Genomic DNA, 23,922 nt, shown 5'->3' on the forward strand with positions numbered 1-23,922 from the left:
CACCGGCAGTCAGTCGTTGACTGTGTTGCCAGGTTTGAGCCTGCCACTGGCAACCCAACAGTTTGCGTTTGCCGATCTGGACCCTTCGATACCCGGTGTTGATGTATTGTACCTGGCTTCGCAACAGGGATCGAGCACGCTTGGCGGCCTGAAGAAATTTTCATTAGTAAACGGTACATGGGTCGCCAATGGCGTAGTATCAACCGGTACTGTTAGCGCAGACCGCTATCAGGGGTTGACCGTAAAGGTATTGGGCAATACAGTGGCGTTGTTCTGGACCCGGCGTGGGCCCAATGGTACAGCTGCCCGTGGCGGGCAACTGGTTACACTTACAGACAACAGTGGCTATAATGGCACTTTAACCGGAACACCCACCGTACTGGCAACTGTTGCCAATATCGATGCCATGGCATTCAGAGGGGTGGCCAGGGTCCCATTAGGTTGTGCTGCGGTTAATGGGCTACGGGCGCCCGATGTTTCGGCAACACAGGCCAATATTTTTTGGGATAATCCGGCTACCGGCGGCGGGAATTATGAATATGCCGTTACAACCGATGTAACACCACCGCCTTCAGGAACCGTAACAACCAATACGTTTGCAAACGTAAGCGGACTTATAAATGGCACCACTTATTATGTGTATGTTCGCACCCAATGTAACGCGCTCAGCAACTCTGAATGGAGCGTTACTTCTTTTGTCACAGGTTGCAAACCGCCTGCGGCACCTCCGGTAAACATTGCAGTTTCAACAAAAGGCCTCGTTGATATCAAATGGAAAAAAGTATTTGGCGCCGATGCCTATGAATATCTTATTTCAACCAGTGCAATGCCACCCACAACGGGTGATAATAGCACTGATACCGCATTGACGGTTTCATCTCTGAATTCAGTTTCTCAATATTATTTTCATGTTCGCTCCAAATGTGGTGGCGGCGCGTACTCGGAATGGACAACAAAAGCGTTTTCAACGGATTGTTTTATGCCGGCTATTAGTGTTGCTGTTTTACCCGGGAATGCCGGCGTTTCCTGGAACAGGATCAACAAAGCGGTTAAATATGAATATGCTTTAACCTTTAATCCGGTAAAGCCAATAAGCGGAAGTTATACCAGTGATACTGTTTATACCACCAATAAGGTAAAGGACGGCACTGCCTATTATTTTCATGTAAGAAGCGTTTGCATCAATGGTGCGCTATCCGAATGGAGTACCATCCCATTTGCTACGCAGGGTATGCAGGTATATCCAAGTCCTGTAATTGAAACCTTGCGGGTGAAGTTAGAAGGCATAGGCAATTCCGGAGATATAACCATCAGTGATGTTATGGGTAAAATAGTTTATCGAAAACAAGTAAACACCAATTCAATCTCCATTCCCGCCAGTAGCTGGGCGCCAGGTGTTTACCTTGTTTGCTATTACAACGGACAACAACGGACCGTTGTGAGAATAATCAAGCAGTAATAGTAGGATAGAAATAAAAATTTATAAATAAACAAAAGGAAAGATGCGTACCAGCCATGTGTTACAATTAGCGGTGTATATTGTTTTGTTATCCTGCACTTGCCTGCATGCAATCGCAAAAAGTGATGGCATAAATGTAGATACGACGAAGAAGCCATTCAAGCCTTACCATGAAATAATAACGGCAAAAGCCGTTTCGCAAAATGGATTGTTTAAAATTCATAAGGTAGAGGAGCGTTACTATATTGAAATTCCCGATTCCATTTTGAACCGGGACATATTGATCGTTAACCGGATTAGTAAGGCCGCTGCTTCCAGCAGGGGCTTTGGTGGCGATTGGATAGGCGAGCGCGTTATCCGCTTTGTAAAAGAAAGCGGTGCTAAAATACTGGTAAATCAAATGTCTTATGAAATGAAATCGATGGACAGTTCTGAAACTGGCATGTATCGGGCTGTACAAAATTCAGGATTTTTACCAATTGTAGCTTCCTTTGACATTAAGACGTTTTCTCCCGATTCATCCGGTACTGTAATAGACTGGACAGATTACCTGAACAAGGATAACGAGTTGTTGGCTTTTAACCCCATCTTAAAAACAACACTCGGATATGCGTTAGGCGCTTTTCAGGCCGATAAATCTTATATAGTGGGTATCCGCTCTCTTCCCATGAATGTTGAGATCAGGACTGTTAAAACCTATTCAACCCAGGATATGATCGGCTATGGTAGTTTCGAAATAAATAATTCAATCGTGTTATTGCCGAAGGTGCCTATGAAGCCCCGTTTTGCAGACAAACGCGTGGGATATTTCTCGAGAGGTTATTATGAGTATGACCCTTCGCGGCCGGTAGACATTAACCGCATGATCACAAGATGGCGGTTAGAACCCAAAGAAGCTGACAAGGAGAAATATAAAAATGGGGAGCTGGTGGAACCCCAAAAGCCGATTGTCTACTTTATAGATCCTGCCACACCTAAAAAGTGGGTCCCTTATTTGATTCAGGGAGTAAACGACTGGCAGAAAGCGTTTGAACAGGCAGGTTTTAAGAATGCGATCTATGCACTGGAGGCCCCCGCCAATGACTCAACCTGGAGCATCGATGATGCCCGGCACAGTGCCATCGTTTACAAAGCATCCCGCATTCCCAATGCAAGCGGCCCACAGGTAAATGACCCCAGAACAGGCGAGATACTTGAAAGCCATATCAACTGGTACCATAATGTAATGGACCTGTTACACGACTGGTATATGGTACAGGCTGGGCCCAACGACCCCCGGGCAAGAAAGATGCAGTTCGACGATGCATTGATGGGCCGTTTGATCCGTTTTGTATGTGCACATGAAGTAGGACATACACTGGGCCTGATGCATAATTTTGGCGCCAGTTCAACAGTTCCGGTAGACAGCCTTCGGAGCAAACAGTATGTACAGGTGAATGGTTTTTGCCCTTCCATTATGGATTATGCCCGTTTCAATTATGTGGCACAGCCAACAGATGGATTTAATCCCGAAGACCTGGTGCCAAAAATTGGTGAATACGATAAATGGGCAATTGAATTTGGTTATAAATGGTTTCCTGGTTTCGATTCCCGGGAGCAGGAGTTGCTGTTTACAAACAAGTGGGTAACCAGCCGGATAAATAACAAAAAGCAATTGTGGTTTGGGCAGGAAGGTCAACCGCTTACCTATAACTGGGACCCTAAATGCCAAAGTGAAGACATAGGCGACAATGCCATGAAAGCAGGCTATTGGGGAATACAGAATTTGAAACGGGTTATAACTTCTCTTAAAGACTGGACAAAGGAGCCCGAATATGAATATGAAGCTTTGCAAAAAATGAACAAACAGGTGTGGGAACAATACAGACGGTACCTGTTTCATGTTGCTAATAACATTGGTGGAAGGACCTGGGTAGAACAGGAATCGGAACAGGGCGGAGAAGGGGTACATTTTCCCTCGCGCGACCAGTTAAAGTCTGCGATCCAGTTTTTGCAAAACGAATTGTTTACAACGCCTGGATGGGTTCTGAATAATGAAATTTATCGCTCATCGGCAGGCGAGGACATCTATAATGTAGCGTCCGGAAATATTTACAAGCTGCTGGGTTTGCAAGGCGAAATACTTACCAAGATCACTTCCTTCTATGCCTATGGAAATCTGATAGCCCAGGAAACAACCGTGCCGGGAAAAAGCTATTCAATTGATGAATTGCTTACCGATCTTGAAAAAGGCATCTGGCGTGAATTGAATACAAAGTCTTCCATCGATGTTAACAGACGCGTGTTGCAAAATTTATATACGGAGCGTTTGATCAGACAATTAAGTACCAGGACTGATGAAGGGAAGCTGAGTTTTTTTGATGGAAAGATCTTTTCGTTTGAACAGACTTTTACCGATGCTGTGGTGGTTGTTAAAGATCATTTAAAAGGCCTGGTCGTAAAGATCAATGGAGCCCTGCCTGGTTATACAGATAAAATGAGCCGGTTGCATTTGATGGAAATGAGAGACCGGATAAAAAATGCGTTGGTTGATCAGGGAAGGGGTAATGTAGTTCAGGAAAAAAAAACAGGCAATAAAAATGCGTTTAATCTGTTCGATGAGCAGGAGGAAAAGGCAAATCGGACGAGTGGCCTGAATTCCTGTTGGCAGGATTAGTATTTATAAATAATAATAAAGCGGGGGATTACGTCACAAGAAGGATGCAGCCCCCGCTTTTTTAATGGAATGAACAATTGACTGAAGTTCTGTGAACAGTTATAACAGTGGCGCCTACGGTAAAACTGGCACCATTTACAGGAAAAGTACCTGTTGAAACATATACAGCTTTTACAGCATCGAAGGCTTCCTGCATAGTCAGATCGCCATCATCGCCTCCATTGGCAGGATTGGCATCATCTTCCTGAAAACTTATTGCGGCGAGATAATTACCAGCACCAAATGAAAAGCAGCAACTGCCTTCAATATCCCATTTATCAGGATTATTCAGCTCATTTGTAAATATACTGTTGACATCACCTGTTCCAATAAATTTATTTTCAGCCCGGTAATAAAAAGTCGTATCAATTGTGGGTTGGTGAGTCATTGGGGTATTAAAAGCAAGCGCAATGATAATGGATGAGAACGCAATAGCAGACGTGGGCTTCATAAATAAAGTTTAATGGTTAATATGAATAGCGAGGTAACCCGGTTTGAGCTACCTCGCTATAACATTAATATTAGCTAATCCCAAAGGTATTAGTTAGTTGACCTTCTGTGGATAGTAATAACAGTAGAACCTTGCATGAAAGAGCTATTGTTTAAAGGCAATGAACCACTTGATTGGTACAATGCTTTTACTGCATCGATAGCTTCCTGCATAGTAAGATCGCCATCGCTGCCACCATTAGCTGGATTAACTTCATCCAGGTTGAAGCTGATTGCTGCGAGATAATCACCGGTTGTAAATGAAGCAGAACCATCTACATCCCATTTGTCAGGATTATTCAGCGCGCTGGCGTCGATACTGTTAACATCGCCAGTTCCAATGAATTTGTTTTCATCCTGATAATAGAATGTTGTATCAACTGTAGGCTTGTGAGCTGTTGTGAAAGCGAAAGCAACAACTGCAGTGGCAACAACTGCTAAAGAAGCGATAGCAACTTTTAATTTCATAAAATAAAATTTAACTGATTAATGATATGCCTACTCTGTTACAGGTTTTCGGCTAGGCCTGTTTTTGCCAACCCAGGTGGCCACAAGGGTTAGCGAAGTGCGCACAATATTTTACCTGAGCATTAGTTCAGGAACAATAACTTGATATATATATATGTACGGTGGGTAGTACTTTGGTTGTTAAAAACGGGTGCTGTTAGCAGGTACATTCCGGGACGGTAAAATGTAAAACTCGTCGTAAGTAGTGTTGCTCGAATCTGTATGCAAGATAGTTGCTGGAATTTATCGCGTTTGCACCTTTTTTTACCATTTTTTCACTGTTTTAAAAATGTTAGGTGTTGTAATTGCCAAGGGCTTTGTGGTGTGCTTACTGCAGGGTGCCTCAATTAGACAAAAAAGGCAGCACAGCAAGCCACTGTTAAAACCTTCTATAATAGATCAGGAAAGGCCGTTGGTTATTGATTAATGCTCCTGATGCTTAAGTTCGTATCCGTGTGTATCGTTTGTCTTAACTCCATTATCAAATATTCTGTATGCAATTTACGGTCATACATTTCCGCTGTTTGCATTTTTTTTATACAAAATCACACTGCTGTTTCTTCTGTTTGCATTTTTGTAAAGGCAGATTGTGATCCGAATGCGGATCGTAATGTTGTATAACAGGAATCCCTGAATATAACGGGTAATCAGCTGCGAGCGCAGCAGGTGCATTGATCATAAAAATAAGGTTCAATAGTTAATGGTATTGCCTACTCTGTTGCAGGTTTTCGGCCAACCCTGTTATTCAAAATTAAGCCAACCCTTTTATCTGTTGGCTTTTAACGCGCGCTTAATTTAGGCACGTGAATTCGTCTCGTTTACTGAAATAATAATGGAACGTGTTGGTTGCGCCATTGTCCGGGTGTAATGCCATGTACATCTTTAAACGCCCGAACAAACGAACTTTGTGAACTGTATCCGCACAGGGTAGTGATCTCCTGCATGGTCATTTCATCCTGTTGCAACAGGAGGGCGGCTGCTTCTAACCGTTTTTTGATCTCATACTCTTTGATCCTGGCTCCGTATAGTTGACGGAAACCCTGGTGAAGCAAATTGATGCCGATTTGTGAATGGGTCCTGTGAATGAGTTCTTCGATCGTTTTAATTTCCAGCGGATGTTGATCAATGTAGTCTTTAATGGAATGAATGGCCTCCAAGAATGTTCTCCTCAAACGTTTCTGGCTCATAAGATAATTTTAAGATAAAGGTTTATAATGTTGCATGTTGAACGCTGATGCATCGATCCTGCGCACTATACCAATAAAATACCAGAGAGTTTATGTTTCCCGGGAACAGATAAAAATGGGCTGAGGAGTTGCTAGAAATCAAATGTAGTTTTTTTTCCGAAAAAGAGAAAGCTCGATCTTTTAAGAAAATACTAAAAAATATAAAGGAATTTAATGGATATGCCTCACCGGTATAATGACGGAGATCAATAAAATTAGGGAAGCCCGGATGGAAGTTATTATAATTAATACATTTGTATTGTAAGATATGGAATTTATGTATACAAAATTACAATTGTGTAAAATGTTACAATTAATTTGACCGTCGTCAATAAAATTTACCCCCAGAACCCCATATAAATGGATCATCACATAGGACAAAGACTGAAAGCCTTCCGGGAGCAAACCAACATTAAAATGCCCGCCATTGCAGCCCTTACCGGTATTGCCAAAGAAACCCTGTATAAATGGGAGAAGGGCACCAAACCCAGCGATATCAATGATTATTTCAGGCTGAAGTCCTATCTCGATAAAATGGAGAACAAGCTGGAGGAAGAGCAGCTGGACCTGGAATATCGAAAACCGGCCACTATACGCCTGCCCCTGAACCGCGACCGGGTACCTATTCCCCAAACAGATGGCAAGGCTGCTGCCGGCACCATTCTGTTCATGAACAATGAACCGGAGCTGATCGTAGACCGTATCAATGCGCCTTTCCTGGGGCCGGTGGAAGGTATTGTAGAGGTTTCCGGCGAAAGCATGGCGCCTACCTTTGTCAATGGCTGCCGGGTAGCCATTATCAGGTTGAATAACTACCGTATACTCGATTGGGGCTGGCATTACTACATCATCGATAAAAACTGGCAGGGGTATGTGCGAAGGGTTTACCCCGGTGAAACAGAAAGTAGCTTATGCCTCGTTGCCGATAATCCCAACCAGGATAAATTTCCACCCATCCAACGCCAGTGGGACCACATAGAAGCGATCTTCCGCGTGATAGCAGCCATCTGGAAATTGTGATATATATAATAATAATGTAAACTAATTGGGGTGACTGGGTATCGCTTTTGTTAAAATTTGCCCGTAACTCAACTTTTTTTCTTCTCTTTTTAGTACAGCAGTATTGCTTGATTGTTTTTATATACGAGGAAAGGAAATCCTTTTTCGAGGTCCTTATGCAACATTGCTCTGAAGAAGTGTTAACCACAGTGCTTCACCTCATAATCAGTGTAATTTCGTTTTAATAGAAAAACTGGCTCAGGGAAATCCTGGGCCAGTTGTCTCTATCTTACACCTGAATGTGGAATAAATTGTAAAACAAGCCATTAAAGCCCTCTAAAGCGGTTTGGTTCAGTGATGAGCCCGTTTTTGTAGGGGTTGTTATTTATTTTCTACTTCCAGTATTTCTGCATCGGGGAGTTTGGTTACTTCTCTAATTACTTGTAAAGCAGCAGCCTTGGTAAGGTTATCGCTGTTCTTTTGTATATACCTGGCAATGGTGAACTCCGTGCAGCCAAGGGCATCCATAAGACGGCGACGGGTAACTGGATTATTTATTGCCTTTAATGCTTTTTGGCTGAGTTTCATTATTTCTTAATTTGGTACAGTAATATTGCTTTATAAAGATAATGGAAAATATTACATTTTATATGTTTTGAAAGTGTAATTTCTTACTTGTTCTCACTTAATTGACTAATATCAATGCAAATTGGCGAAAGGTTAAAAGAAGTTCGTAAACGCAAGAATATAAAGATGCCTGCAATTGCAGCAGCAACCGGCATTTCAAAAGAAAACCTGTATAAATGGGAGAAGGGTACTAAACCCAGCGACTTTTCCCAATACAACAAGCTGGCTGATTTTCTGGATAAAGTAGAAAGTACGCCTGATTTTGTATACGAGGAGCCCAAAGCGAATAACATCAAACAATCCAAACAAACCGCTCCCTCTTTATTTACCGGTATTTATCTTTCCAATGACGAAGATGCCATTCCATTAGCGGATGGCAATGCCCCGGGTATTACTATGATGAATGATAAACCCATGCTGGTGGGCTGGCGTATTGATGCACCCGTTATAGGTAATTTCGATTGCGTAATAGCGGTTACCGGCGATAGCATGGAACCTAAATTCAAAAGCGGCAGCTGGATCGCCCTGAAGAAACTTCGCTTCACAAAAATTCTGAATGCCGGCTATCACTATTATGTGGTTGATAAAAACCTGCAAGGACTTTTAAGGCGGGTACAACCAGCCGCAGAAAACAACAGCATTATACTGATTGCAGAAAACGAACAATACCCCGAGATCATCAGAAAGATAGATGATGTACTGGCCATCTTTAGTGTGGAAGCCGTTATCAATAAGTAAGTGCCAGAATAAAAAAGCTCTCCCACCAATAGCCTATATCAGCATGGCAGGAGAGCCGGCCTTCGTAACAACCATTATCTTTTAATTCTTCAGGGGTGGACTTACGCTACCCGGTGTATTAAAATCAAGTTCATTCTGCGGTACATCCCAGTAGTCCATATAATCATACTCCATAAAACATGCAGTGGGTACAGAACCAGGTTGCTGTGGAGTTAACAGGTTACCCGGAATGATTACGATGGCATTTGCCCGTCCACCACCTTGTGAGGCAGGTTGAGTAATACCCCAGCGACGGGCATCATAAAATGCAGTGCCCCACAAAAAGAGGGCTACTCTTCTTTCCTTTCTGTATTCTTCCAGTGCATCGGTGGCACTTAAACCGGTGTTGGCCACATGCGCTAAACCGGCATGTTGAAAATCGCGTACTTCATCTACCAGTTGCAAACCTGGTTCAATACTATTGGTGCGTAACAATGCTTCTGCTTTCATCAGTTGCGTTTCTTCATAACTGCAAGCCCAGGGAACTGTGCCCTGACTGGTACCTGTAGCATACAAACCTCCGTCTTCAATAAATATGGGATTGTAACGGGTGCCGAATTGTAATCCCCGGCCTCTTTCATTTACTTTGGGTGGGTCAAAAAGCTTGAATCCGGTTGAGAACCGGTGATCACCTGGTTTAAAGTCCTGGATCAATCGTTCACTTACAAAAGAGAATTGCACTACTTCGCCCAGGTATAAATATGGATGAAATTGCCCAAGGGAAACATCGTTGGAACCACTGGGATCTATGCCAAACCTGAAGACATAATCGTCGGCCTGAATACCCTGGTCAACAAGGGTGATCACCTGTTGCCAGTTGGCAGGGGTCATTTCTGTAACTTTTTTATTGACCATTAAATTGCGCGCCTTTAATGAATAGATCTGGCGCTTCCACATATCGGGCGTCACTACGTTTTGATTTTGGTTAAAAGAGGCTACAATCGCCTTCATAATGGCGGTATAATCGTCTGTGACCTCAATGCCATCTAACGTGGTCAGGCAATCGTTCAGCGATTTATCGGCTTCGGCCAAAATAGCGTTGTGATCAACAAAGTTGCCATTGGTTTTACCTGCAGTATCTACAATTACCCCGCCCAGGTACATAGAGCCAATACGGGAATAGGCGTATGCTTTCCACCACAATCCCCAGGCTCTGAAGATGTTTTTCTTATTGTCGGCATCACCGCTGAGTTTCAATAACGGGTCGTTCAAAGATGCCAACAGGAAGTTGGCTTGTGATATAATGTAGTAACAGCTCGACCACTCATATTGAAAAGCGTTGAGTTCGCCAGATCCTCTTGAGTCGAATCCCTGTAGCTGGGTTTTTTGATCAACCGTATTGGGATTGGTGATTACCGTGCCGCCGGGCAACGTGATCTTATATACCTGGTTAACCCAGCGAAAACCATAGTTACCATAGGGACAGTAAGCTTCATCGCCCATGATGCTGTGATTGGTAAGGGCTATGTGAAAAATATTAGTCTTGCCTTCTCCAGGCACATCTGCGATCATTTTCTGCAATATCCCCAATGAAAAGTTCTGTAACCCCGCCTGCGTTGTCAACGCCTGTTGGGGTAAGGGCTGATTGGGGTTGTTCAACTCAAGTGAAGATTTTTTACAAGCCCCCGATATGAAAACAATGATTATTATATAATTGAGGTATCGTTTCATAATAAGTAGTTTGTGGTTAGAATTGAAGGTTAATGCCAAACTGGAACGAGCGCAGGTTGGGGACAGAAAAATAATCGGCGCCAATATTTGAGCCTGCTCCTACCGAGCGGTTCCCCTGACTATCCTGTGCCGATGTGGCTTCGGGGTCCAATCCTGTGTAATCTGTAATGGTTAACAGGTTTCTTCCAGACACAGTCAATGCGATCCCTTTAACCCAGGAGGCTTTATCTTTGATCAAATCGCCCAGTTGATAGATCAATGTAAGGTCCCTCATCCGCCAATACGATCCATCTTCAACAAACCATCCTGTGCGTTGCACACTATTGTACATACTATTATAGAAATTCACAAAAGAGCCTGTTTCGCCGTTAATGGTGAGCGACTTGTCAAAATCCTTATGTAACCTGTCGCGATACATCCATTGCCTGGTGAGGTTATAAATGTCATTGCCATGCGACCAGTCCCACTGCATAGAAATGGACAACTTTTGAAACAGCGTAATGTTGTTGGTAAATGACATGGTAAAATCAGGATAGGCATTACCAGTAATGTACTGGTCGTTGGCATCGGTAAGAACGGCTCGTTTGGTGGTCTTGTTTACCACAACACCATTGGCGATCTCGTATTGCGATGCATCTGCTTCGGGTATATACCTGCTTTTGTCTGACTGCCGGGTTTGGTTAATACTGGTTAAAGGATTGGAGGTATAAAAATTACCCAGCGATTCCCCTTCTTTTACAATAAACAACCCATTTACAAAGTCCCGGCCATTGGCTACCCGGTCAACTTTTGTTTTAAAGGTACCAAAACGAACAGCCAGGGTCCAGTCCACTTTTTTACTGGTATACATATTTGCATCCAGGCTTATGTCAGCACCTTTAACAGTTAAGTCAATCAGATTTTCCACGGTCTGCTGAAAGCCGGAAGAAGCAGGCTGGTCAACATACTGAATATTGTTATTGTTGTTCTTTTTCCAGTAAGTGAACGACAAACTGATCCTATTGAACCAGTCTTTGGTGCCAGGCAGGAGTGTTACATCAGTACCTAATTCCATTTCCTTTACTTCCTGTACCTGCAGTCTCGGATTTCCCGGAATATTCGGCAGGTATAAACCAACGCCACTGCCTAACTGCTGAGAGCTGAGGGTTGTTTGACGGGAATAATAATTGCCATCAAATTCATTGGGTGGAATACCGGCAGCGCCATAGGCCGCGCGTACCTTCCAATCGTTCAGCACATTTATCTTCAGCAATTCCGATGGCCTGAAGTAAGCCGTTGCACGGCCAAAGGTGAATGGACTCTTTTGATCACCAAATTGTGAGTTATAATCACTGCGTAAACCGCCCGTTGCCCCAAACAGGTTTCCAAAATCAATGGTCTGATTGATCAGGTAACCAAATGTAATGTACTCCAGGCTGCCATCGCCACTGGTTTTTACACCTGCGGCCGTAATATTGGCTGGTGGGTATTGTGGCAGATTAACGCCCTGAGAGAAGAAAGAATTGTATTCCAGTTTGCGCCAGTCGTAAGAAAACTGGGTAGTAGTGGTGATGGGAACGTTCAACTTGAAATCCTTGTTGAAATCAAGTCTTACATAAACACTGGATAGGGCATTTTGATAGGTTGATTTCGCATGGTCGTCCCGAACAGAACCGAGTGCGGTATTCCCCCAGTAACCCAGATCTACCTGGGGAGAAGATTCCTGGTTTTTGTAAAGGTCCTGGAATTCTGAATTCCATAATTCAATTCCATATTTAAAGTCCAGTTCAACAAAACGGGGGAATTTATAATTCAGGTTACTGTTGTTGATAACGCGGTTATCCTTACTGTACCGGGAGTGCCAGTCGGGTTCTGACAAAACATTCAACTGGTTTTCATCTCTTGGCCGTACAACCACTAAATCGGTACCGGGGTATTTGGCCGTAAAATCTATCCAGGGATAGGAGTTGATCATTTCGAACCGGTTGTTATTGGTGCCTTTGAACAGATCATCTACATTAAATAACATCCGCGAGGTAACATTATAAGTACCCGACAACAGGTTTTCATCCTGCAGAATTAACTGTGTACTATTACGGGCGGTAAATCCCTTGAATAATTCAAACCCCAGGTTGGCCGAAAGGTTGGTGCGGCGAAGGTGGTTGTTCAATACATTTTCCTGGTCAATATGTGAAAGTGTAAATGAATAATCTGTTTTGTTACCACCACCGGAGATCCCTAATGAGTTGATGGTGGAGGTAGCTGTTTGGTAAGCCTGTTCAAGGTGGTCATACAACGGTAAAGTGGAAGGATAGGTTTTATTGTTCTTTAAATTGAAATCGGTATTGAAATCTTCTTCGGCTGGTTCGGGCCACATGCCATTGGAGTCGGGTTGTAAAACATCTCCATTGCGGTCGAGGATATTGCCATTGGCATCCTGCTGAAAGTGATGGAGTTTTGCACTCAGGGTTTTGTCTTCGCCCAGTATAACATTGTCGATGCTTACTTTTGAGTTAAGTGTAATGGCCAAAGGTTTATTACGGCTGCCTTTCTTGGTAAAGATCTGGATAACGCCGTTAGCGCCCTGTGCGCCATAAAGCATACCGGCTGAAGGTCCCTTGGCTACTTCTACCTTTTCAACATTACTCACGTCCAGTCCGTTGATGTCTGTGACCTGAACCCCATCAACCAATATAATTGGATTGGTAGAACCCAGTGAGTTAATACCACGAAGAATGATATTCGGTTTTTGTCCGGGTTCACCTGAAAGGCTTTGAATATTGGCGCCGGCTACTTTCCCGATCAATGCCTGGTCAATGGAAAGTATTGCCGATTTTGCCATATCCTTGTTGCCCACGCTGGCTACATCGATAGACAGCTTTTTCTTTTCGGTAGCCACCCCCGTACCGGTGACCACTATTTCACTAAGTGATTTTACTTCGGGTGTTAACTGAATGTCAAAAGCAGTGCGGTTTCGCACACTCATTTCAGTTGGTTCATAACCTACTCCTGAAAATACCAGCGTGGCATTTTCGGGAACAGTTAGTCTAAAGCTGCCATCGGTGCCCGAAGTGGTACCTGACGAGGTTCCTTTGATGGTGATTGAAATACTCTGTAGTGGCGTGCCGGTGGCATCAGTAATTTTTCCGCTTACTGTTTTCGTTTGAGCGTATGCTGTAGTGAGCATACATGGCAATAGTAATAATGCCAGGAGTTTTCTCATGGTGATGGTATGTTTGGTTAAACAATACAGTTTCCGTGATAATGAAAAGCCGGGCAAAAAAGCTTTCGCATTACCTCAACTATGGTTCCGTTTTACATAAAATAAAACAGGGCAGGATCCAGGGCAGAAGATTATAACAGTTTGAACGTGGATACTCGGTCAGACTAGTAATTTTTGCTTGGAGGAGCGGAGATCAATTATATGACAAACGCTTGTTCGCAATTGCTGCATTGGAAGTTGCACGATGTCTGGTGCATTAAAATAGAAGAAGGCGACCAAAATTGATCGCCTTCCCGCCTGTCGGCATTTTATTATGGTACAACAAATTATATATAACTCAGCCACCATTTAGTACGGTTGGCCTGTTTGTAGGCATCGTACCTTTTGCAAAGTGGATACACCCCAATAACAATTATGATCCATAAAACATACACAAAGGCAAGGCTGTAACCATAACCCTGCAACTGGCTGTTCATGCTTACCCAGCCTGTCAATACCATATCGCTCCATTTGAAGCCGGAGATGGCCGCAGCAATTACTGCCAGGATATGGATTAAATAAATGTGCAACAGATAATAGAACATGGGCACGCGGCCAAACACAACAAGTTTCTCAGACAACCGGTTCAAAGGTTTTTCTGCAAACGCCAGGAACAGCATGGCAGGGCCTAACGTCATTAAAATATATAATAGGGAAGGCGGATACTTGGTGGTATTCAAAAAAGACAATACCGTAAACACGGGATTTTTTTGTGCAGACCAGGGATGTGGGTCGCCATACATATTAATAAAACGAATGATGATGAACAAGGCAACAGCGCCCAGTCCCAACCAGATCAGCGTTTTCCTTCTTTTACCCGAATCAAACGTAGGCAGGTATAATTGTCCGAACGCATAACCAACCATCATAATACCTATCCAGGGGGTAACCGGATACCCCATCATAATGGAAACCGGCTTCATGAAAAAGATATGTTGTTCATGCAGTACCCCCATTATAAAGGAAGTATTATGAGGGCCTGGTGGTACATCGAGCAGGTTATGTGCGCCAATGATAGCGAGGCCAATAACCAGTATTGCCGTTAGTGGCAGATAGATCATGCCTGCAAGCACCATCATACTAACCCCCAACGCCCAAATAACCTGTAGTATCAGCACCGGGTATTGTGGGTTGAAGGTCCAGCCGAGTGTAACAATTACCAGTTCGGCAATTACCAGCCACAAACCACGCGTTAAAAGGAAGAGGGATAATTCTTTTTTTGTTTTTTTGGTCCCATTCAAAAATGCAGAAGTGCCGGCCAGAAAAGTAAAGATGGGCGCACAAAAATGGGTGATCCACCGGGTAAAGAACAACGGCACGTCGGTTCTGGTAAGGTCAGTGGGATCGTATAAGAAAGCGCTCGCATGAAAATAATCGCGCACATGGTCCAACGCCATAATGATCATAACGGTACCCCGCAGCAGATCAATAGAATGAAGGCGCTTACCTTTAACCGGCATGGCCGGTATTGCAGTTGGTTGGCTCATTATAAATGGTTGATGTCTTGTTCTGTAAAGGTAGTTGTTGTTAGAATAAAATTCAGTAAAATTTATACACTTTAGAATATTATTCTGTCTGTTTAGGGTTTTAACACCAATGAATCGGAAAAAAGGGGATTAGAGGTACATTAAAAATTTTATCTGGGCGGCAATATGCAATCCGCGGCTAAATTGTACGTTATTAAGTAATTAAATCCATACCTAGTGAGAAGAGTAGTACCCTTTCTGGCCCTGGCCTTGTGCCTGCAACAGGCTACTGCCCAGATGTCCAATCCAAGTGATACTGGCAAATTAGTAGCGCAAAAGGAAAATATCATTACGTCTAATACGATCATCAAGATCGAAAATTTAGGCGAGAACATCAACTCCGATCTCGGGGAGTTGCGTCCTACCGTGTCGGCAGATGGCAATCTGCTGTTTTTTATTTGTGAGAACCACCCCGCCAATACCAAATACAATTCGGTCCCCAATTCACAGGATATCTGGTATTCTGAACGGGATTCAAATGGAGTGTGGAGGGAAGCCCGCCATTTAAAATATCCACTGAATACGGCTCAGTACAATGCGGTATACTGGATCTCGCCCGATAAGAACCGGATCCTGATCCGCGGTTCGTTTGGGAATGGAGGAGCATATTTTGGAAAAGGGGTGAGCCTTTGTACCCGCCAGGCCGATGGCCGTTGGGGCGAACCGGAAATGTTGTATATTAAAAAATACGATAAATATGACAAAGGTCAGGTGTCTGGGGCTACCCTTACACCAGATATGAAGGCATTGGTGTTGTATATGTCGCCCGATCCTGGCAGCCCCTACAATGACCTGTGGGTTTGTTTTCGGGAAGATGACGGCAGCTGGACCGAGCCCAAGAACCTGGGCAAGCAAATTAATTTCCCTGGAAATGAAATGACCCCCTACATCGCAGCTGATGGTGTTACCATGTATTTCAGCAGCGACAAGCCGGGTGGCCTGGGTGATAACGATATTTACATGACCAAACGCCTCGATAAAAGCTGGACGAAATGGAGCACACCGGTGAATTTAGGGGCACCCATAAACACCGAAGGCTGGGATGCCTTTTTTACCCTGGATGCCGGTGGTGAATATGCGTATTTGACCAGCAATAAGGATACATATGGCGAAAGCGATATCGTACGCGTAAAGCTGTTAGAGCGTGAAAAACCGAACCCGGTGATTTTGGTAAGCGGCAATGTGTACAATGCCAAAACAAAACAACCGCTTAGTGCATCCCTTATATATGAAACCCTGCCCGATGGGGTAGAAGCGGGCAATGGGTTGTCGAGCCCAACCGATGGCGCTTTCAAAATTGTATTGCCTTACGATAAGAACTACAGTATTCGCGCCAGCGCCGATAAATTCTTTGCTATTTCCGAGAACCTGAACCTCGACTCGATGGTGAAAGCAGGTTTCCAGGAAATTCATAAAGACCTGTACCTGGTGCCCATTGAAATTGGACAGGTGGTGCGCCTGAACAACGTGTTCTTCGACTTCGATAAATGGGACCTGCGTCCGGAATCGGATGTTGAACTGGACCGTGTAGTTAAACTGTTGAAAGAGAATCCGTCTATTGAAATTGAGTTGAGCGCGCACACGGATAGTAAGGGTTCTGATGACTATAACTTCAGACTTTCTGATAACCGTGCCAAATCGTGCGTGGAATACATCATCTCGAAAGGTATCCCTGCAAGCAGGATCACTTCGAAAGGATATGGTGAAAGCATGCCGGTGGCCACTAACGAAACCGATGAAGGCCGTCAGTTGAACCGTCGTGTTGAATTCAAGATCTTAAAGAACTAATAAATTAATAGATATACTCTAAGGTGAGTCATCCGCCGGCTGGCGGATGACTCACCTTTTTTGTTTGAGGTGGGCCCGCCTGCAAGACGAACCGTAACCAGCTCCATTTCAGGCGTTTTTGTCGTTATAAGGATGGCACAGGATACAATTCAGAATTAAATACCTATTTTCAGGTCAGTAAGCACAAACTGTTTTAAACCTAACTGCTAAAAGTGAGGGGTGACATGTACGCTGATCAGACATTTAATCTTGATAGCAACGATGCCTCCATGTTTGCCATAAAGAACGATGAGGCTGCTTTTGAACAATACTTCAAACAACACTTCGCTTCCTTATGCACCTGGTGTAAGCATAAATATGAATTCGATACCGATATCGCTAAAGAGGTAGTGCATACGGCTTTTATAAAGCTATGGAAGAACCGCACTACCTTACCACCCGAAATGCCCGTAAAGGCTTTTCTGCACAGAGTAATTATAAATACCAGCCTCGATATACTGCGCCATGCCAAAGTGCGGGAACGCTTTGAACGCTTTGTTCAGCAACGGAACGAAAGCGCTTCCACTACCCCACAGGAGAGTTACGATTCGAAAAAATTACGGACCGACATCGATACCGCCATCGCGGAGCTGCCCGAACAAATGCGTACCATTTTTGAACTGAGCCGGTACGAAGGGTTGAAGTATGCCGAAATTGCCCGGCAACTCAATGTATCGGTAAACACGGTAGAAACCCAAATGGGGCGGGCCCTGAAAAAATTACGCAACAAACTGGCTGTTTATTTATCCAGTGGGTATTTCATACTAATGATTATCAACAAAATAATATTTTAAAAAAAATGGGTGCGCGTGTCATGGTAAGTGTTCTCCCAAACGTAATATCATCAGAACATGAAGAATAGCGAGCAATTGGACGATTTGATCACCAGAAGTTTTGGCAACGAACTGAACAGTGATGATCAGCAGTTTTTGGTGCAATGGTTAAGTGCCAGTGAAGAAAACAGGCAATATTACGAAGCATTGAAAAATACCTGGCAGTTGATGAAGGACGCAAAATTACCCGATGAAATAAATGCAGACAAGGAATGGTCCTATTTCCAGGAAGTGCTGGAGCAGGACGCCCGGGGCGAACGCGATTACGCCGCCGATAAACCCGGCAAACCCGGCATAGTGCGAAAGATATTGGTAGCCACCGCTATTGCCGCTTCCATATTATTAATAGTTATAGCCGGATACAACTGGCTGGGGAATAGAAAGAACAATACAGCACCCGTGGTGGCAACAATTGAAACAAACAACCCGGCTGCCGTTGTAACGCGGCATGAAGTAAATACATCGGGAAAAGTGAAACGGCTGGTTTTGCAGGATAGTTCTGAAATAATACTGGAACCTTTAAGTGAAGTAACCTGGAGCGAACCCTTCACCAATAACAGAAGGGTTATTATGCTGAAAGGAAAAGCCAGGTTTCAGGTGGCAAAAGACAAAACAAAACCTTTTACCGTATTCAGCGGACAGATTGCTACCACAGCCCTTGGCACGCAATTTACCGTCACCGCATTTGAACAGGATGATTTTATAACGGTACAGTTGTTTGAAGGAAAAGTAGTAGTAAAAGCGGCGGACAGCCTGCAGCCCAAACTGAAGAACGATTTCTACCTGTTACCCGGTGAAGAACTTTTATATAATAACAAACAATACACCGCACGGGTACGGAGGTTTGTAAATGATAACTCAATGGCGAAGCGTAATAAAGAAGAAAGCGGGGAAGATCAGCCATTGTTACCGGCAGATAAGGGATCGTGGTACATGTTCAATAACCAGCCCTTGGCACAGGTGTTTAAACAGCTGGAAGAAATGTACGGCGTTCACATCAGTTATTCGGAAAAGGACATTGAAAAAATGTATTTCATAGGTAAGTTCAGCAAAAATGATTCGGTGAGCAATATCCTGAAACAAATTGCTGCGCTTAACAACTTAACGGTAAACAAACAAAACGAAACCTATATCATAAGCAGGTAGTTTATTACGCGTTTTGCGTTCAGCTTTAGGGACGGCCAATCTTTCTTAAATATAAAACGATACGCCATATGAGATTTAATGCAATTAAGTCGGGGCCATGTTATGCCCTTGTCTTGCTACTACATCTCCTGCCAATTCTGCTTCATGCACAGGAAAATTCAAGTATTGTAAAAGGCGTTGTTCAAAACAACATCGGCGACGTATTAGCGGGGGTATCGGTGGTTATCCGAAACACGGCTAATAATTTTACCTCAGGTACCAGTACAGACAGCACCGGGGTGTTTTCGTTCTCCCGCATTCCAGCCGGTGGGCCGTATAAATTCACCTTCTCCATTGTAGGTTATGAAAGCCAAACGTTGTCGGGTTATAATATTAAAAACGACATCACACTTTCTTTGGTAGTGAAAATGAAAGACGCTGCCAATTCGCTCGACCAGGTGATCGTGATCGGTTATGGGTCACAACGCAAGCGCGCGGTAACCGGTTCGGTCGTTTCTGTAAGCTCCGATCAGTTTAAAGACCGGTCATCGAGCAACGTGGCGCAGTCTATTGAAGGTACAGTGCCCGGTGTGAACATTTCCACTACACAGGGTGCGCCAGGTTTTGGCCCAACCATTCGCGTAAGAGGTATTAACTCTATCACGGCTGGTACCAATCCGCTTTATGTGGTAGATGGCATGGCCATGGAAAACTTTGATCTGAACATCCTCAATGCACAGGATATCCAATCATTGGAAATTTTAAAAGACGCGGCTTCGGCAGCTATCTACGGATCGCGTGGCGCCAATGGTGTAATAATAGTAACTACCAAACTGGGCAAGGCCGGAAAACCACAGGTAAACCTGGGTTATGAGTTTGGAATACAAAAGGTGGTGCGGAAAGTAGATGTGATGGATGCGCAGGAATGGATAAAATATTACATCGATGCACGCAACAACGCCTGGGTAGCATCAGGTCCGGGCCGTTCGGCATCCGACCCCAACAGTGCAAGAGGTGGCAATAAAACGTATTTGATCCCACCAGATTTTTTAAACAATCCTGAACAGTTTGGCAAAGGGACCGATTGGCAGGATGTACTCTTCAGAACTGCCCAGTCGCAAAATATTCAGGCTTCTGTAAGTGGGGGAACCGACAGGGCACAATATCTTTTTTCTGCCGGTTATTTAGACCAGGATGCCGTGGTGATAGATAACTTTTACAAACGCTTATCCCTGCGGATGAACATCAGGCAAAAGATCACAGAGAAAGTTACTGCGGGTTTGAACGTTTCCTTTACCGGTAACCACAGCCGCATCGATGGGGTAGAAGGTAAATCGGATGTGGTGAGCCTTGCCCAGCAAAGCGATCCTATCTTCCCGGTGTATAATGAAAATGGGAACCTCGGTTTTCTTGACCCCAATTCAACCTGGAACCGGTTTTCGGCTTACGGCGTACAATTGTGGCATCCTTATTCACTGATCAAATATGCCAATAAGCTCAATAAGGTATACAATACCATCGCCGGCGGGTATATCGAGATCAAACCAATTAAAGACCTTACATTCAAAAGCAGTGTGAATGCTATTCTTACCCAGCGCAATTACAGCTGGTTCTGGCAAACCAATGCCGGTTATGGCTATAGCACCCTGCTGCCGGCTGAAGGCAGGTACCAGACCTATAACAATCTGAACTGGCTTACCGAGAACTCGCTTTCGTATGATAAAGTGTTCGGCGATCATACCATTGGTGCATTGGTGGCCTATACAGCGCAGAAACAACGCGGTGATACCTCTCAACAACGCGGTACCAATTATCCCAATGACCTGGTGCAAACATTGAATGCCGCCGGTACTCCAACGTTAAGTACCACTACTACCGGAGAATGGGCATTATTGTCGTGGTTGTCGCGCGTAAGTTATAGTTACAAGAACCGGTATTTCCTGAATGGGACCATCAGGCGCGACGGCAGTTCGCGGTTTGGGCAGGCTTCCCGCTGGGGGTATTTCCCCTCCCTGTCACTGGGCTGGTTGATCTCCGATGAAGCGTTCATGCAAAGCGTATCGGCTATCAACAGCGCCAAGCTGCGGGTAAGTTATGGCGCTACGGGTAATAATCAAATTCCTAACTATGGCCCTATTAGTTTGCTGGATGGGTCGAGGTATGCTTATAGTGATAATGTAGCCAATGGTATTAAGGTGATCACCATTCCCAATCCCGATCTGAAATGGGAAAAAACAACCCAGTTTAACGTGGGGCTCGATGTAACCGCTTTAAATAACCGCATTAGTATTACGGCAGATTTTTATAACTCCATTACCAAAGACCTGTTGCTGAATGTACCGGTGCCCATTCTTACCGGGTTTGCTACCCAGTTAACCAATATTGGCAAGGTGCGTAACCGCGGGGTGGAACTGGCTATTTCATCAAAGAACATCGTGAACAGCAATTTTAAATGGTCAACTGATTTTAATATTGCTGCTAACCGCAATAAAGTATTACAGCTTGGTCCAAACAATGCCCCGGTGATTGTAGAAGAGTGGGGCAGCCGGTTTGTAACCGAAGTAGGAAAGCCCATCAGTAATTTTGTGGGGTATGTTTTCGATGGCGTATATAAAAACCAGGATGAAGTTAATAAAGGACCTAAGTATGGATCAGGTGTGGTGGTAACACCCGGCGATCCCCGGGTGAGGGATGTAACGGGAAATGGGACCATCGATGCAGAGGACAGAACTATTCTGGGTAATGGCCAGCCCGATTTTACTGCGGGCCTCACCAATACGATCACGTATAAGAACTTTGAGTTCTCCTTTATGTTGCACGGGGTGTTTGGCAATGAGATCGTAAACCAGCAAACGCGGTACAACAAATACTGGAACGACAGCCGCAATGCCTATGCCGCAATTGGCAATTACTGGAAATCGGAACAGGAACCGGGCGATGGAAAAACGTTTAAACCCAATGCCGAGTTCAAGGGTATGCAAACCCAGTTCAGTAGTTACTGGATAGAGGATGGCACGTTTGTAAGAATAAAAAATATCCGGTTATCATATACCTTACCAAAATCAATCTCATCCAAACTAACATTCCGCACCATGCGGGTATATGTAAATGCAGAGAATGTACATGTGTTCAGCAAATACATTGGTTATGACCCTGAGAATAGCATCTACTCAACAGGTACCGATGCGGCATCGGCCAATACACCTTTCCCGCCGGGATTAATGGTAGGGGCCGATTACGGAAGTTATCCCATACCGCTTACGGTAACCTTCGGATTAAAAGTAGATCTGTAACAATTGGTAGAACTCAAAAACAGCGTTTATGAAAACGAAAATAATTCTCAGCATACTGTTTGTGACCGCAATCATTACAAGTTGTAAAAAATCTTTCCTCGAACTGGCACCGGTATCGAACAGCAATGCCAATAATTTTTATAAAACAAAAAGCGATTTTGACCTGGCGGTGAATAATGCCTACAGCACATTATACACTATGTACGGCCCAACTGGCCTGGTATCTTATTGCGGGGAGTTAATGAGTGACAATGCAACCTTGTACACCGTAGCTGGTTCAGGCAGTATTACAGTGGGTGACAGGTGGGCGTTCCGTGATTATACCCTGAACTCGGCCAATAATGTAGTGAACCAGCTTTGGAGCGATTCTTATGTATCGTTATATAACCTGAATATTGTACTGGAAAAAATAACGGATGCTGCCCTCGACGAAGGTTATAAAACACAGGTAACTGCGGAAATGCGTTTTCTGCGGGGCATGTATTATTTCTATATGGTGCAGGCCTGGGGCGATGTTCCACTGGTGACCAAGCCCATTACCTCAGGTGAGGCGTTTACTACCGGCCGCACGCCCAAAGCAGATGTATACAACCAGGTTTTAGAGGATCTGAAATATGCTGCCGATAATTTAACCGCACCGGATAAAGTGCCTGCTCCCGGGCGGGCATCAAACGCTGCGGCATTGACCCTGTTGGGAAAGGTATACCTGACCATGGGTAATAAATCATTGGCGGCGCAAACATTACAACAGGTGTACAGTTCCTACAATGCAAGTACCTATGACCTGTTGCCGGAGTTTGGTTCCCTTTGGGGTGCTACACTGGCCCAGAAGAATACGAAGGAGTCGATCTTCGAAATACAATATAAAGGAGGTGCCAATAATCCATCCAGCACGTACTGGCCGGCCTTTGCCCCGTTTGAGAATTTTGCCATCACCCGTTTTGGCGGTGGTATGAACCAGGTAACCGACGATCTGTATAATGAATATGAAGCAGGCGATAAAAGGAGAGATACATCTTTTGAACTGGGTTATTTCAAAGGCGCAAACTGGATCGCCATTAAATTCCAGAAAAAATGGAAAGACGCCAATGCACCCATCGTAAATGCGGCTGAATCGTGCAACAATAACTTCATGATCATGCGGTATGCCGATGTATTACTGATGCTTACCGAAGCTACCGGTGATGTGCAGTACATGAATAGAGTAAGAGCAAGGGCCGGATTGCCTTTATACGGAACTGCAGGTTATCCCGCTGCTCAATATCCCACACTGGACCTGGCTATAGAACATGAGCGGCGTATGGAGTTTGCCATGGAGTTTCATCGCTGGTTCGACCTGAAGCGAACAGGCCGGGCCATTCCGGTATTAACCGCCAAAGGCAAACTGGTAAATGCCAACAAGCTGTTGTTGCCCATCCCGCAGTTTGCAAGAGACCAGAACCCTGATCTTGGACAAAACGATGGTTATTAAAAGTGGCATATCAGATCCGTAATACTACTGGTAAAAGGAGTAAAGCAAATAGAGACGGAAAAAGTTAAAGTGATAAGCAGTCGTTAACAATCACCTGGTACAAAAAAGAGAAGTCCTCCCGATTCCTCGGGGGGACTTGTTGTTTATATTGTGTGT

At 44.3% G+C, this 23,922-nt stretch carries 16 protein-coding genes; 9 read left to right on the plus strand and 7 right to left on the minus strand.

The window, feature by feature from the left end:
* The coding region (locus BMX95_RS32235) for a T9SS type A sorting domain-containing protein (protein ID WP_143067629.1) at positions 1 to 1,459 on the plus strand (1,459 nt) is incomplete at its 5' end.
* Positions 1,460 to 1,502: 43 nt separating this feature from the next.
* A complete protein-coding gene (locus BMX95_RS32240) occupies positions 1,503 to 4,115 on the plus strand; it encodes a zinc-dependent metalloprotease (RefSeq protein ID WP_081197091.1) in 2,613 nt (870 codons plus the stop codon).
* Positions 4,116 to 4,176: 61 nt separating this feature from the next.
* On the opposite strand, the gene BMX95_RS32245 is transcribed toward BMX95_RS32240, so the two are convergent.
* From BMX95_RS32245 to BMX95_RS32255, 3 genes are all read right to left on the minus strand, one after another.
* The gene (locus BMX95_RS32245) at positions 4,177 to 4,605 is read right to left on the minus strand and encodes a hypothetical protein (RefSeq protein WP_081197090.1); all 429 of its coding nucleotides are present in this window, start codon (positions 4,603 to 4,605) and stop codon (positions 4,177 to 4,179) included.
* 89 nt (positions 4,606 to 4,694) lie between these two features.
* Positions 4,695 to 5,111: a hypothetical protein gene (locus tag BMX95_RS32250; protein WP_081197089.1), complete on the minus strand. Its 417-nt coding sequence runs from the start codon at positions 5,109 to 5,111 to the stop codon at positions 4,695 to 4,697.
* Between the two features lie 857 nt (positions 5,112 to 5,968).
* Entirely contained in the window at positions 5,969 to 6,337 is a 369-nt protein-coding gene (locus tag BMX95_RS32255; RefSeq protein ID WP_081197088.1) for a helix-turn-helix transcriptional regulator, read from the minus strand.
* A gap of 399 nt (positions 6,338 to 6,736) precedes the next feature.
* Between BMX95_RS32255 and BMX95_RS32260 the strand changes: the two genes are divergently transcribed.
* Positions 6,737 to 7,396 carry a LexA family transcriptional regulator gene (locus tag BMX95_RS32260; protein ID WP_081197087.1) on the plus strand — a complete coding sequence of 220 codons (660 nt, stop codon included), beginning with the start codon at positions 6,737 to 6,739 and terminating at the stop codon, positions 7,394 to 7,396.
* A gap of 360 nt (positions 7,397 to 7,756) precedes the next feature.
* Here the strand turns inward: BMX95_RS32260 and BMX95_RS32265 are convergent, their stop codons facing one another.
* Complete coding sequence (locus tag BMX95_RS32265) at positions 7,757 to 7,963, minus strand: hypothetical protein (protein ID WP_081197086.1); 207 nt, start codon at positions 7,961 to 7,963, stop codon at positions 7,757 to 7,759.
* A gap of 114 nt (positions 7,964 to 8,077) precedes the next feature.
* Between BMX95_RS32265 and BMX95_RS32270 the strand changes: the two genes are divergently transcribed.
* On the plus strand, positions 8,078 to 8,740 hold the full coding sequence (locus tag BMX95_RS32270) for an XRE family transcriptional regulator (RefSeq protein ID WP_081197085.1): 663 nt from the start codon (positions 8,078 to 8,080) through the stop codon (positions 8,738 to 8,740).
* A gap of 81 nt (positions 8,741 to 8,821) precedes the next feature.
* Here BMX95_RS32270 and BMX95_RS32275 read toward each other — a convergent pair whose 3' ends face one another.
* The 3 genes from BMX95_RS32275 to BMX95_RS32285 form a co-directional block, all read right to left on the minus strand.
* Positions 8,822 to 10,450, minus strand: a complete 1,629-nt coding sequence (locus BMX95_RS32275; RefSeq protein ID WP_081197084.1) for a RagB/SusD family nutrient uptake outer membrane protein — start codon at positions 10,448 to 10,450, stop codon at positions 8,822 to 8,824.
* A gap of 16 nt (positions 10,451 to 10,466) precedes the next feature.
* The gene (locus tag BMX95_RS32280) at positions 10,467 to 13,652 is read right to left on the minus strand and encodes a SusC/RagA family TonB-linked outer membrane protein (RefSeq protein ID WP_090519719.1); all 3,186 of its coding nucleotides are present in this window, start codon (positions 13,650 to 13,652) and stop codon (positions 10,467 to 10,469) included.
* A 326-nt stretch (positions 13,653 to 13,978) separates the two neighbouring features.
* Positions 13,979 to 15,178 carry an acetyltransferase domain-containing protein gene (locus tag BMX95_RS32285; RefSeq protein ID WP_081197082.1) on the minus strand — a complete coding sequence of 400 codons (1,200 nt, stop codon included), beginning with the start codon at positions 15,176 to 15,178 and terminating at the stop codon, positions 13,979 to 13,981.
* A gap of 216 nt (positions 15,179 to 15,394) precedes the next feature.
* Between BMX95_RS32285 and BMX95_RS32290 the strand changes: the two genes are divergently transcribed.
* From BMX95_RS32290 to BMX95_RS32310, 5 genes are all read left to right on the plus strand, one after another.
* The gene (locus BMX95_RS32290; RefSeq protein ID WP_207631449.1) at positions 15,395 to 17,005 is read left to right on the plus strand and encodes an OmpA family protein; all 1,611 of its coding nucleotides are present in this window, start codon (positions 15,395 to 15,397) and stop codon (positions 17,003 to 17,005) included.
* A 224-nt stretch (positions 17,006 to 17,229) separates the two neighbouring features.
* The gene (locus BMX95_RS32295) at positions 17,230 to 17,838 is read left to right on the plus strand and encodes an RNA polymerase sigma-70 factor (RefSeq protein WP_081197081.1); all 609 of its coding nucleotides are present in this window, start codon (positions 17,230 to 17,232) and stop codon (positions 17,836 to 17,838) included.
* 57 nt (positions 17,839 to 17,895) lie between these two features.
* Complete coding sequence (locus BMX95_RS32300) at positions 17,896 to 19,023, plus strand: FecR family protein (protein WP_081197080.1); 1,128 nt, start codon at positions 17,896 to 17,898, stop codon at positions 19,021 to 19,023.
* A gap of 68 nt (positions 19,024 to 19,091) precedes the next feature.
* Positions 19,092 to 22,295, plus strand: a complete 3,204-nt coding sequence (locus BMX95_RS32305; protein WP_081197079.1) for a SusC/RagA family TonB-linked outer membrane protein — start codon at positions 19,092 to 19,094, stop codon at positions 22,293 to 22,295.
* 28 nt (positions 22,296 to 22,323) lie between these two features.
* Positions 22,324 to 23,766: a RagB/SusD family nutrient uptake outer membrane protein gene (locus BMX95_RS32310; protein ID WP_081197078.1), complete on the plus strand. Its 1,443-nt coding sequence runs from the start codon at positions 22,324 to 22,326 to the stop codon at positions 23,764 to 23,766.
* Positions 23,767 to 23,922 lie beyond the last annotated feature (156 nt).

This window comes from Niastella yeongjuensis, from assembly GCF_900110245.1.
In the GTDB taxonomy this organism is placed as follows: Bacteria; Bacteroidota; Bacteroidia; order Chitinophagales; family Chitinophagaceae; genus Niastella; species Niastella yeongjuensis.

Excerpts from the sequence above, each read along its gene's own strand:
- BMX95_RS32295 (WP_081197081.1), top strand. The coding sequence starts at position 17,230 with ATGTACGCTGATCAGACATTTAATCTTGATAGCAACGATGCCTCCATG.
- BMX95_RS32245 (WP_081197090.1), bottom strand. The coding sequence starts at position 4,605 with ATGAAGCCCACGTCTGCTATTGCGTTCTCATCCATTATCATTGCGCTT.
- BMX95_RS32285 (WP_081197082.1), bottom strand. The coding sequence starts at position 15,178 with ATGAGCCAACCAACTGCAATACCGGCCATGCCGGTTAAAGGTAAGCGC.
- BMX95_RS32270 (WP_081197085.1), top strand. The coding sequence starts at position 8,078 with ATGCAAATTGGCGAAAGGTTAAAAGAAGTTCGTAAACGCAAGAATATA.
- BMX95_RS32300 (WP_081197080.1), top strand. The coding sequence starts at position 17,896 with ATGAAGAATAGCGAGCAATTGGACGATTTGATCACCAGAAGTTTTGGC.
- BMX95_RS32280 (WP_090519719.1), bottom strand. The coding sequence starts at position 13,652 with ATGAGAAAACTCCTGGCATTATTACTATTGCCATGTATGCTCACTACA.
- BMX95_RS32275 (WP_081197084.1), bottom strand. The coding sequence starts at position 10,450 with ATGAAACGATACCTCAATTATATAATAATCATTGTTTTCATATCGGGG.
- BMX95_RS32260 (WP_081197087.1), top strand. The coding sequence starts at position 6,737 with ATGGATCATCACATAGGACAAAGACTGAAAGCCTTCCGGGAGCAAACC.
- BMX95_RS32240 (WP_081197091.1), top strand. The coding sequence starts at position 1,503 with ATGCGTACCAGCCATGTGTTACAATTAGCGGTGTATATTGTTTTGTTA.
- BMX95_RS32255 (WP_081197088.1), bottom strand. The coding sequence starts at position 6,337 with ATGAGCCAGAAACGTTTGAGGAGAACATTCTTGGAGGCCATTCATTCC.
- BMX95_RS32265 (WP_081197086.1), bottom strand. The coding sequence starts at position 7,963 with ATGAAACTCAGCCAAAAAGCATTAAAGGCAATAAATAATCCAGTTACC.
- BMX95_RS32310 (WP_081197078.1), top strand. The coding sequence starts at position 22,324 with ATGAAAACGAAAATAATTCTCAGCATACTGTTTGTGACCGCAATCATT.
- BMX95_RS32250 (WP_081197089.1), bottom strand. The coding sequence starts at position 5,111 with ATGAAATTAAAAGTTGCTATCGCTTCTTTAGCAGTTGTTGCCACTGCA.
- BMX95_RS32305 (WP_081197079.1), top strand. The coding sequence starts at position 19,092 with ATGAGATTTAATGCAATTAAGTCGGGGCCATGTTATGCCCTTGTCTTG.